Source organism: Halorussus caseinilyticus, from assembly GCF_029338395.1.
Classification (GTDB): Archaea; Halobacteriota; Halobacteria; order Halobacteriales; family Haladaptataceae; genus Halorussus; species Halorussus caseinilyticus.
In genome coordinates this window covers 2,613,136-2,624,487 of sequence record NZ_CP119809.1, presented here as the reverse complement: position 1 = coordinate 2,624,487, position 11,352 = coordinate 2,613,136, and the positions used below count along the sequence as shown (strand labels likewise).

Genomic DNA, 11,352 nt, shown 5'->3' with positions numbered 1-11,352 from the left:
CGTCGCTGGCCGTGCGAAGCGTGTCCGAAACCGAGAGAAAAAGCCCCGAAGCCCGAAACCCCGTCTCAGTACGCGTAGCTCGGAAGCGACCCCTTCGTGACGATGCCGGACTCGTCGTCGTCGGCTTCCAGTTTGTCGAGGGCGTCCGCGAAGTCGTCCTGTCGGACCTCCGTCCGGCCGTCGCGGATGGCGAACATGCCCGCTTCGGTCGTCAGACTCTCGATGTCCGCGCCGCTCTTGCCTTCCGTCCGGTCGGCGAGGTCCTCGAAGTCCACGTCGTCGGCTATCTTCATGTCGCGGGTGTGGATGTCCAGAATCTTGCGCCGGGCCTCCTCGTCGGGGTTGGGAACCTCGATGAGGCGGTCGAACCGGCCCGGCCGGAGGATGGCGCGGTCCAGCATGTCGAAGCGGTTGGTCGCGGCCATGATGCGAATCTCGCCGCGCTCTTCGAAGCCGTCCATCTCCGAGAGAAGTTGCATCATCGTGCGCTGGACTTCGGCGTCACCGGAAGTCTTCGAGTCGGTGCGCTTGGAGGCCACGGCGTCTATCTCGTCGATGAAGACGATAGCTGGCTCGCGTTGACTCGCCAACTCGAAGAGGTCGCGGACGAGTTTCGCACCCTCCCCGATGAACTTCTGGACGAGTTCCGACCCGGCCATCTTGATGAAGGTGGCGTCGGTGTGGTTGGCGACGGCCTTCGCCAGCATCGTCTTGCCGGTCCCCGGCGGGCCGTGAAGCAGGACGCCGCTCGGGGGTTCGATACCCACCGTCTCGAACTGCTCGGGGTTTTCGAGCGGCTCCTCGACCGCTTCGCGGACCTCGCGGGTCTGTTCGTGGAGACCGCCGATTTCGTCGTAGGTCACTTCGGGCGATTCGTCCACTTCCATCGCCTGCGCGCGAGCGTCCTTCTCGGTCTCCAGCACCGTCTGGACCGTAAAGGAGTCGTTGACTGCCACGCGGTCGCCCGACTCGATTTCGTCGCGGAGTTGGGGCGAGACTTCGGTCAGCACCTCTTGGTTGTTGCCGTGCTGTTTGATGACGATTCCGTCCTCGGTCAGTTCCTCGGCCGTGGCGACGTACAGCGACGTGGTTTTCAGGGTCTCGTTCTCGCGTTCGAGTTGGTCTACTTCCTCTCGCAGGTTCGTGCGGCGTTCGCGGGCGTCGCCGAGGCGCTCTTCGAGGGTGGCGTTCACGTCCACGATTTCGGCGAAGTGTTCCCGGAGCGCCGCAAGCCGCTCCCTGTCTGTCATTTCGGGGTCGAGTTCCAGTGTCGGTTGGTCGGGGAGGGGTGGGCTACGCGACATCGTTGTTACTGATTCTTAGAGGACCAGCTTAAAAGTGCCTTTGGGTCTCGGACGTTTTCCCGCAAAAAAATCTTTCGCCGCCGTCAGTCCGCGCTGGCCGAGTGGCGAACCGGTTCGGTCGCCGACCCCTCGTCGGGAAGGCGGAACTCGCCGAGTAGCGCGTCGAGTTCGTCGGCTTGCGACGCCAACGACGCCAACTGCTCGGAGACGCCCGACAGCGACGTGGCCTGTTGGTCGGTCGCCGCGGCCACCGTCTCGGACTCGGCGGTGGTCTCCTCGCTGATGGCCGCCACCTCCTCGACCACCGACACCACGTCGTCGGCCGACATCGCCTGCTGGTCGGTCGCGTCGCTAATCTCCCGGACGCTCTCGTCCACTTCGCCCACCACGTCGGCGATGTCCTCGAAGTCGCCGAGCGCGTCTTCGACGGTTTCGACGCTCCGGGAGACCTGCTCGCGGGTCTCGCGCACGTCGGCCAGCGTCCGCTCGGAGTTGTCCTGTATGGTCTCGATGCGCTCGGTGATGTCGTCGGCGGCCTCCCCGGTGTCTTCCGCGAGGTTCTTCACCTCGTCGGCGACCACGCCGAACCCGTCGCCGCGTTCGCCCGCGCGGGCCGCCTCGACCGAGGCGTTCAGCGCCAGCAGGTTGGTCTCGGTCGCAACCTCGTCGATGAACGAGACCACCTCGTCGATTTCGGCGATGTCGGCCACCAACTCCTCGACCGCCTCGGCGGTCCGGTCGATGCCGTCCTCCACCCGGTCGAGTTCCTCGGCGGCCTCCCGCGCGGCGTCCCGACCCGAGCGCGCGCGGTCGGTCGCGGTCCCGGCGGTGTCGGCCACCTCGTCGGCCGACGCCGCGATTTCCTCGATGGTCGCAGACAGGGTGTTCATCTCGGCCACCGCCTCGTTGAGTCGTTCGGTCTGGCGGGCCGCGCCCTCCGAAATCTCGGCGACCGCTCCGGCCACCTCGTCGCTGGCCTCGCTGACCTCCCGGAGGTCGGTGTCGGCCCGTTCGCTCGCGGTCGCCACCTCGTCGGCGAAGTCGGCGAGTTCGCCCACGGCGTCCGCGAGCGTCGAGAGCAGGGCGTTGTAGTTGTCCACGACTTCCTCGTGGAGGTTCTCGTCGGCGACCTCCGGGTCGATAGTCGCGGTCAGGTCGCCGCTCTCGGCGCGTTCGGTCGCCTCGCCGAACGCCTCCACGAGTCGGCCCAAGTTCTCCGACCGGCGTTCTAAGTCCGCGGTCGTCGCTTCGAGTTGTTCGGTCGTGGCTTCGAGGTCGGCGGTGTACTGGCGCAAGCTATCGGCCATCCGGTCGAGCGACGCGCCGAACTCGCCGGGCACGTTCTCGTCCAGTACGGGGTCTTCGAACTCCTGTCGGGAGAGGGCGGCGGCTTGCTCGGCGACCACCCGAAGGTAGGCCCGCATATCGGAGAACGAAGCCACGAGATGCCCGATTTCGTCGTCTTGGTCGGTCTCGGGGACCGGCGCGTCTAAGTCCCCGCCCGCGATGGCGGCGGCCGCCCGGTCTAAAGCCGCGATGGGTTCGGTGATGTCCCGGCGGGCGACCAAGACGGTGTTAGCGAACGCGACGGCCGCCGCGGTCAGCAGTCCGACCGTGAGAGCGACCCGTGCGGTACCCGAGACCAGAAACGGCAGGACGGCCTGCGAGACGGAGATGGCGAACTGGATGACGACGGCCGCCAGTACCTTGCGTTCGACCGACTCGGTGACGCCGAGGCGGTCCATCGACCACCACAGCGCGTCTTCGTACGCGGCGAGGGGGTTGCGTTCCATACGACCGCGTACACAATCCCGTCGGATAAACCGAACCCCGCGTTCTCAGAGAGTGAAAACGAATCGTCAGATTCGGGCGGGGTCTCAGACGAGTTCTTCCATCTCGTCGAGGTGGTCGTCGTACACGTCGAGCGCACGCTGAATCGGGTCGGGCGAGGACATATCGACTCCGGCGGTTTCGAGGAGTTCGAGCGGGTACTCCCGCGAACCGCTTCGGAGGAATTCGAGGTAGTCGTCGGCGACTTCGCCGTCGGATTCGAGAATCTCGTCGGCGAGCGCGACGGCGGCGCTGATGCCGGTGCTGTACTGGTAGACGTAGTAGGTGTAGTTGAAGAAGTGCGGAATCCGTGCCCACTCGCGAGCGATGTGGTCGTCCATCACCGCGGGTTCGTAGAACTCCGACTTGAGGTCGCCGTAGATTTCGTCGGCCGCTTCGGGAGTGAGCGCCTCGCCCTCTTCGACCAGTTCGTGGGTCTGGTGTTCGAAGTCGGCGAACAGGGTCTGGCGGTAGAGCGTCGAGCGGAACCGCTCCAGATACTCGTTGAGGACGTGGCGTCGGAACTCGGGGTCCTCTACGGTGTCGAGCAGGTGGCGGGTCAAAAGCGCCTCGTTGACCGTGCTGGCGACTTCGGCCACGAAAATCTCGTAGTTGCTGTAGACGTACGGTTGGGTCTCGTCGGCGAGTTGGGAGTGTAGCGAGTGGCCGAGTTCGTGGGCCAGCGTGAACATCGAGGAGATGTCGTCTTGCCAGTTCATCAAGATGAACGGCTGGGTGTCGTAGGTGCCGCTGCTGTACGCGCCCGACCGCTTGTTCTCGGTCTCGTACACGTCCACCCACCGGGAGTCGAGTCCCTCCTGCACGCGGTTCTGGTAGTCGTCGCCGAGGGCACCGAGCGCCTCCACGACGTACTCGCGGGCCTGTTCGTACTCCACGTCGGGTGTCTCGGTCTCGGTCATGGGCATGTAGAGGTCCCACATCCGGAGTTCCTCGACGCCGAGGCTCTTTCGCTTGAGTTCGGCGTGGCGGTGGAGTTTGTCGAGGTTGTCCCGGACCGTCCCCACGAGGTTGTCGTACACCTCGGCCGGGACGTTAGGACCGTCGAGTGCGGCCTCCCGCGCGGTGTCGTAGTCGTGTATCCGGGCGAGTTTCACGTCGGACTTCACCGTCTTCTCGAAGGCGGTGCCGATGGTGTTGTGGAAGTTACCGAGCGTGCCGAAGAAGCTCTCGTAGACCGTCTGGCGGAACTCGCGGTCCGGATTCTTCAGGAGGGTCGTGAGGTTGCTCTGGGTAATCTCGACCGACTCGCCGTCTGGTTTCTCGACCGTCGGGAACTCCACGTCGGAGTTCATCAGCATGTTGTAGATGTCGTCGGAGGCCCGCGTCACCTCGCCGAGTTCGGCCAGCACGTTCTCGACTTCCGAAGAGCGCGTGTGGTCTGCCACGCGGAGTACGTCGTGGAGGTAGTGGTCGTAGGTCTCCAGTCCGTCGGTCGCCTCTATCATCGCGTCGAGTTCGTCGCGGTCGAGGTCCTGAATCTCGGGTTCGAGGAAGCTACTCGCGCTGTCGAGTTGCGACCCGAGCGCCATCGCGCGGGACGAGAGGGCCTGATACTGCTGGTCGGCGGTGTTCTCGTCTTTCCGCATCCGGGCGTAGTTGACCACCATCTCGACCTGCCGGAGCAACTCGTCGCGGAGTTCGAGGACTTCCAGTAGCGTCTCGCCGTCCTCGGTGGCCCGCCCCTCGTAGGCGGCCAGTTCCTCGAGTCGCTGTTGGGCGTCTTCGTACGACTGCTCCCACTCGTCGTCGGTCGCGTATATGCTCTCCAAATCCCACTTGTACTCGTCGTCTATCTCCGACCGTTCGGGAACGGAACTCATATCGTTTGGTTAGGAAAGACCGACTGTAAGCCTTTGTCATTCGGAAGTCGGGTTCGGGGAACCCGGGAGGGTCGTCGGGAGTCCGCAAGGGTCGGCGGCAGTCGGCAGTTCCGGGCGTGGGTTTTTGACCGTCGGCGACTCACACCCGGCCATGGACTCAGAGACCGCGGCCGCGCTCGCGGCGGCGTGGACCGACGACTACCCGTGGGAGTTCCTGACGAGACTGACCGAAATCGGCGACCGGATGGGCGGGTCGCCGGGCGAGCGCCGGGCGGCCGAACTCGTCGTCGAGGGGTTCGAGCGCGCGGGTGCGCGAGAGGTTTCGGTCGAGTCCTTCGAGATGAACCGATGGACGCGCGACGAGGCCGAACTCGCCGTCACTCACCCCGTCGAACGGTCGTTCGAGACCATCGCACTCCCGTACTCCCCGCCGGGCGAGGTTCGGGGCGAACTCGTGGACGCGGGCCACGGCACGCCAGCGGAACTCGACGAGATGGACGTGGAGGGGAAAATCGTGGTCGCGTCCACGACGACACCGAAGGGGTCGCGGTTCATCCACCGGATGGAGAAGTTCGGTCACGCCGCCGCCGCGGGTGCGGCGGCGTTCGTCTTCCGGAACCACAAGCCCGGCCAACTGCCCCCGACCGGGGCGCTCCGGTTCGACCGGGAGGCCGCGGTTCCGGGCGTGGGCGTCAGTCTGGAGACCGGCGACTGGTTGACCGACTACGCCGACCGGGGAGGGCGGGCCGTCCTCCGGGTGGACGCCGAGACGACGCCCGGCACGAGTCACAACGCCCGCGGCCGACTTGGGCCCGAGACGGACGACGAAATCCTCGTCGTCGGCCACCACGACGCCCACGACATCGCGGAGGGCGCGCTCGACAACGGGTGTGGCATCACCGTGGTCGTCGCGGCGGCCCACCTCCTCGCGCGGATGGACCTCGACGCGACGGTCCGGGTCGCGGGCGTCGGATGCGAGGAGACCGGACTGCTCGGTGCGGAGACCCTCGCCGAGCGACTTGACCTCGGTTCGGTCCGCGCGGTCGTGAACGTGGACGGCGCTGGCCGGTTCCGAAACCTGCGCGCTCACACTCACGGCTCGGAGACGATGGAGGAACTCGTGGCGTCGGTCGCGGACGAGGCGAACCAACCAATCGCGGTCCGCGAGCAGGTCCACCCGTTCAGCGACCACTGGCCGTTTCTCGAGCGCGGGGTGCCCGCGCTCCAACTCCACAGCGAAAGCGGCGAGCGAGGGCGCGGGTGGGGCCACACTCACGCCGACACCCGCGACAAGGTTGACGACCGGAACCTGCGCGAACACGCGATGCTGACGGCGTTACTGGTCCGAGAGGTGGCGCGGACCGACGAGATACCGCGGCCGAGCGCGGAGTCTGTCGCGGGGAATCTGCGCTCGGGCGACTACGAAGAAGGCATGAAGGCGGCCGGAATCTGGCCCGACGGGTGGGACTGAACGGATTACTCGACGCAAAACGACGGTAGGAGTGCAGTATCCGAAATGGTGGTGCCATGGGATTGCACTCGCTACCGCCGTTCCCGATTTCGGAGCGCGGGATAATAACGTTGATTGCTAGCACACGATTTAAACGGCACTTACCATTTCGAGGGGGTCGGCGAGTGGAACGAACAGTCCGTGTCCCGGCACCGAAATTCCTCGTTACGGCGACTCGACGCGCTCGGCGACTTCGGCGGCGACCCGCGCGCCGGTCGCTCGCTCCGAGCGCAACTCCGCGAACACCTCGCGGGTCCGGGCGGCGGCCTCCTCGTCCGTCGAAAACGCCAGCGTCGGGTACGCGGCGTCAACCAGCACGAGGGGGTAGGCCGGGGCGGGCGCGACGCCCTCGGGACCGTCGATTTGCGCCGGTCCGAGTACGCGCTCGACTTTCGCGGGTTCCGCGTGGCCGGTCGCCACCGCTCGGACCAGCGAGACCACCCGCCGGACCATCTCGCGGACGAACCCGCCCGCGCGGAGTTCGAAGACGAGGTAGTCGCCGTCGCGCCGAACGTCGGCGCGCAGGTCTCTGACGGTGTTCTCGTCGTCGGGCGTCAGGTTGTGGAAGTCGTTCTCGCCGCGGAGTCGCGCAAGTGCGTCCCCGGCGCGCGCGAGGTCGGCGTCGGGCGCGTAGCAGTGGTAGACGTAGGCCCGCGACTCGGCGTGGTGGGTCGCGTGGAAGTCCGCGGGCGCGTCGGCGCTCGCCCACGCCCGGACGCTCGCCGGGAGTTCGCTGTTCAGCGCGGCGGGGGTCAACCAGTCGGGGCACTCGAAGGCGACGGTCTGGGCCACCGCCGACACCCCGGCGTCGGTCCGCCCCGCCGCGGCGTAGCCCTCCGGCTTGCCGTCGGCGACGCCGAGCGCCCGGAGCGCGTCGAAGATGGCGTCCTCGACGGTGGGCACGTCCGGCTGGCGCTGGAAACCGTGGAACGGTCGGCCGTCGTAGGCGACTCGGAACGCCCGCATCGGTTCGTGGTCGGACGCGGAGGTATTTAAAAGGGCGGAAGCGGGAACCGGGGCGTAGAGGTGGTCAGCAGACCGACCCGGACGCGCCCGGCCGACCACCCACCGGCGAACGCTCGGCCGACCAACCGACGGGGATGGATAAAGGGGCCGCCCGCTCGCGGGCCGAAGGCCCGTGGTCGTCTCAGCGACCCCTATCTGGAGCGAACGGAGTGAGCGGAAGATATGTCGCTGAGCGACCGTCTGCGGAGCGAAGCGACGCAGACCTCGGAAGTCGCACGCCCGCGTGGTTCGAGAGCGACGCTCTCGTCATCCCGAAAATCTCCGATTTTCGGCGACAACGCAGTGAGCAGGAACGTCTTCCGGTGGCGAGCGGGCGGGGGCTTTCGAGGACTTCTTTGCCGTCGTCCTTCCTGCGGTTGCGGTGCTGTTGCGTAGCGAGCGGGCGGGGACTTTCTGGGCCGTCTTCCTAGCAGTTTCTGTGGTCGCGGTAGCGGTTCGTAGCGAGCAGGAGGGGGCTTTTGAAACGTTCATTGTGGCGGTTTCCCCGGTAGCTGTCACGAGACGTAGCGAGCGAGAGCTTTCTGAACGTTGTTCGTCCCGATTTCGGCAGTACGGTCACGTAGCGAACGAACGTACCACTAGTCGAACGACTCGACACCGCAAAAACCGCGGAACGAACGGCTCTCAGTCGTCGTCTACGACGACTTCGACCGGGCCTTCCTCGGCGGCCATCTGCTCGCGTTCGCCCTTGCGCTCGTGCCAGAGCAGTGCGCCAGCGACCGCCAGCACAATCCACGACCGCCAGTTGGCGAGGTTGAGCGTGTAGCCGATGCCGAAGGGCTTGTCTACCAGCATCCCCTCGTCGGGTTTCCAGTACGCCGAGAGCATCCGCCCGATGCTCGGCCGCTCGAAGTTGTACGGAACGCCGAACAGTTCGCCAGTGCTGGGTCTGTCTGCCATGTGAGACGAGTACGTCGGAGAGGAATAAAGTGCTTTGGCTACGCGACGAAAGCATCTGTCGTCGCATTGACCGGCTTTCGGGGTCGGGAAGCATTGTTCCTATCGGTTAGAAACAACTCTACGTTTCTTTTAGAACTATTTTTGATTTCTAGAATACGTATTTATTGTTCCAATTAACTCGGAGCCCGGTTGAAAAGACGCCGTGGGGAGACGAGAGAGACGCTAGCTACCGCTCCGTACCCTCTGCTCCGCGACCGCACAACATCGCGACGGCGAAAACCGACGAGAGAGCTAGCCTCAGGCTTGAGCCACTCAGACCGCACCGCCACCGCAACCGCGAACCACACACCTCCCCAACCGACTCCCTCACTTCGTTCGGTCGTCCCTCGCGCGGTCTGGCGCGACACAGGGTCGCACCAGCGCGCGCCGAGGTGGAGTGAAAAACCGGCGCGCGGACCGCGACCTACTGGTACCGCCCGCGCCCCTCGACCTCTCGAAGCCGTTCCAGCACCGCGCTGTCACCGACCTCGGCGTAGGCGTCCTCGAACTCCCGCCGGAGCGCCGCGGCGTCGTCTGCGGTCCCTGCGAGGCTCTGGTCGAAGACGTGGAGGTCCATCGCGTAGTCCTCGGCGTCGTCGGTGTTGTAACCGAGTCCGAAGTCGATGAGGTAGGTGCGCTCGCCCTGCTCGCTGCTTCGCCGCTCGCTGTCCGCGCCGCCTTGCGGCGGCGCGGAGCGCCGCCCGACCCGAACGTTCCGCGTGGTCGGGTCGCCGTGGACGAATCCCGCGGCGTGAATCGCCGCGAGGTGGCGGGCCACGTCGCGCACTCGCTCGGGGGTCAACTCCTCTCGGAGGTCGGCCTCGCCCACGCGCTCGAAGACCAGCACGCCCTCGCGGGGGTCTACGTCGTAGACCACCGGCGTCGGCACGCCGTGCCTGCGGGCCTCGCTGGTCAGGCGCGCTTCGAGGACCGTCCGGTCGCGCCGGAGGCGCGCGTCGAGGTCCGGGTGGCGGTAGCTCTTGGGCAGGCGGCGCTTCGTGACTCGCTGGTCGCCGATTTCGACCGTCGCCTCCGCGCCCTTCACCTCCGACCCGTCGTCGCGCCAGACGGCCACCGACTCGTCGTCGCCGCGCCACGACACGTCCACTTGGTCGGGCCGGAAGTTCGGGTCCACCGCCGACTCTTCCACCGCGATGGTGTCGCCCGCGCGGACCATCTCCGCGCCGAGGACCGCAATCATCCCGGCGTTGTCCCGGAGGAATCGGGGGTCGGGCGCGTAGAACTCCGCGCCGCGCTGGTCGCACATCTCCCGCAACATCTCTCGGAGTCGGGCGTTCTGCCCGACGCCGCCGCCCAACACCAACTCGTCGCTCCCGGTCAGCGAGAGCGCGCGCTCGGCCACTTCCGTCAGCATGGCGAAGACGTTCTCTTGGAGCGAGAAGCACACGTCCTCGACCGTCGCGCCGTCGCCGCCGTTCCGTCGGCCGTCGTAGGCGTCCTTCGCGGCGCTCATGATGCCCGAGAACGAGAAGTCCATCCCCTTGACGACGTAGGGCAACTCGGTGTACTCGCCGTCTCTCGCGGCCTCCTCGACTTTCGGGCCGCCGGGGTGGGACCACCCGACGTGCCGGGTGAACTTGTCGATGGCGTTGCCGACGCCGGTGTCCATCGTCTCGCCGAGGACGCGGTACCGGCCGTTCCGGTAGCCCAACACGTGAGCGTTCGCGCCCGAGGCGTTCAGGCAGACCGGCGAGTCGAACCCCGACTGCTGGCGGCCGATTTCGAGGTGCGCGACCATGTGGTTGACGCCCACGAGAGGTACGTCGAGGGTCTGGGCCAACGCGCGCGCCGCCGTCCCGACGGTCCGCAAGCAGGGGCCGAGTCCGGGACCGCGCGAGAACGCCACCGCGTCGATTTCCCCGTCGGCCGCCGCCAGCGCAGTCTCCACGACTTCCGGAATCGCGTCGCTCATGTGTTCTGCGGCCTCGCGCGGGTGGATGCCGCCGCTCTCGGGTTGGTAGGCGTCGGTCTCGATAAAAACGGCGTCGGAGTCGCTCGCGTCGGTGTCGTAGACCGCGGCGCTCGCGGCCCACGCGGTGCCTTCGATTCCGAGGACTCGCAGGCCCCGGTCGGCATCGGTAGTCCGCCGTTCACTGGACATTGTTCACCGTATCAGTGTTCTGGCTCCCGCACGGCCGCCGTTCGCGCCGAACATACGGCGCGACCAGCGGGAGCGCCGTTTTACCGCGAGCGAGCGGCCTTTTTGGTCCAGATTTTTGCGCCGAGCGGTTCGTCGGAGGCGAATCCGAGGCGCAAAAAGGTGGTCTTACTTCCACTCGGTGTATCCACACCGACCGCAGTGGAGGCGGTCGCCGTGGTCGGCGAGGAACGAGTCGCCACACCGGGTGCAGGTCTCTTTGTCGGTCGTACCGTCGTCGTCGTAGTACTCGTTGCGCGCCATTATTCGGCCTCCTCCGCTTCCGCCTCGGCGTCGGCGTCGGCGGCAATCTTGTTGCGTTCGAGCATGTAATCCTGTTCCACGTCGCGGGCGTGTTCGGGGCTGTCGTAGACCTTCGCGTAGCCGACGGTCTTGCGCATGCCGAACTTGGTGTTCATCTCGTGGACGACGACCTCGCTCGAATCCTTGTCCAACTTGGCCGCGAGGCTGTCGCGGACCGAGAGACGCGAGGGGGTCGCTTCGTCGTGAACTATCTGGAACCGCACTTCGGACCGGTGGAGCATCGGATTCTGCTCCTCGGAGAGGATTTCGACTTCCATGTGTATCGCTCAGTTACTCACTAATTGGCCGTGAACGTTGTAAAAGGATTTCGAACAACCTTTTCCAGCGGGCGCGTCCCGAGAGACGCGCCCTTCGGAAAACGTTGATGAAAAACACGGCGGTCCCCCCGCCAGTCGCTTCGCTCCTTCCGGTCGTCGCTTG

The 11,352-nt window shown here is 66.2% G+C and carries 9 protein-coding genes; 1 reads left to right on the top strand and 8 read right to left on the bottom strand.

All coding sequences use genetic code 11. The features are described 5' to 3' along the window. Positions 1-65 precede the first annotated feature (65 nt). From pan2 to pepF, 3 genes are all read right to left on the bottom strand, one after another. Positions 66-1,304 (bottom strand): proteasome-activating nucleotidase Pan2, encoded by a 1,239-nt coding sequence (gene pan2, locus P2T60_RS13270; protein ID WP_276279732.1) that lies wholly within the window; start codon positions 1,302-1,304, stop codon positions 66-68. A gap of 83 nt (positions 1,305-1,387) precedes the next feature. Beyond that, complete coding sequence (locus P2T60_RS13265) at positions 1,388-3,097, bottom strand: methyl-accepting chemotaxis protein (RefSeq protein ID WP_276279731.1); 1,710 nt, start codon at positions 3,095-3,097, stop codon at positions 1,388-1,390. Between the two features lie 84 nt (positions 3,098-3,181). Further along, complete coding sequence (gene pepF / locus P2T60_RS13260; protein WP_276279730.1) at positions 3,182-4,975, bottom strand: oligoendopeptidase F; 1,794 nt, start codon at positions 4,973-4,975, stop codon at positions 3,182-3,184. Positions 4,976-5,126: 151 nt separating this feature from the next. On the opposite strand from pepF, the gene P2T60_RS13255 reads away from it, so the two are divergent. Next, on the top strand, positions 5,127-6,446 hold the full coding sequence (locus tag P2T60_RS13255; protein ID WP_276279729.1) for a M28 family metallopeptidase: 1,320 nt from the start codon (positions 5,127-5,129) through the stop codon (positions 6,444-6,446). A 204-nt stretch (positions 6,447-6,650) separates the two neighbouring features. On the opposite strand, the gene truA is transcribed toward P2T60_RS13255, so the two are convergent. The 5 genes from truA to P2T60_RS13230 form a co-directional block, all read right to left on the bottom strand. Beyond that, positions 6,651-7,451 carry a tRNA pseudouridine(38-40) synthase TruA gene (gene truA, locus P2T60_RS13250; protein ID WP_276279728.1) on the bottom strand — a complete coding sequence of 267 codons (801 nt, stop codon included), beginning with the start codon at positions 7,449-7,451 and terminating at the stop codon, positions 6,651-6,653. Positions 7,452-8,135: 684 nt separating this feature from the next. Continuing rightward, on the bottom strand, positions 8,136-8,411 hold the full coding sequence (locus tag P2T60_RS13245; protein ID WP_276279727.1) for a DUF5808 domain-containing protein: 276 nt from the start codon (positions 8,409-8,411) through the stop codon (positions 8,136-8,138). A 463-nt stretch (positions 8,412-8,874) separates the two neighbouring features. Then, positions 8,875-10,572, bottom strand: coding sequence for a bifunctional N(6)-L-threonylcarbamoyladenine synthase/serine/threonine protein kinase (locus tag P2T60_RS13240; protein WP_382210301.1), 1,698 nt, complete (start codon positions 10,570-10,572; stop codon positions 8,875-8,877). Between the two features lie 165 nt (positions 10,573-10,737). Next, positions 10,738-10,872, bottom strand: coding sequence for a 30S ribosomal protein S27ae (locus tag P2T60_RS13235; RefSeq protein ID WP_276279726.1), 135 nt, complete (start codon positions 10,870-10,872; stop codon positions 10,738-10,740). Continuing rightward, positions 10,872-11,189, bottom strand: a complete 318-nt coding sequence (locus P2T60_RS13230) for a 30S ribosomal protein S24e (RefSeq protein WP_276279725.1) — start codon at positions 11,187-11,189, stop codon at positions 10,872-10,874. The genes P2T60_RS13235 and P2T60_RS13230 overlap by 1 nt, the downstream gene beginning before the upstream one ends. Positions 11,190-11,352: the final 163 nt, after the last annotated feature.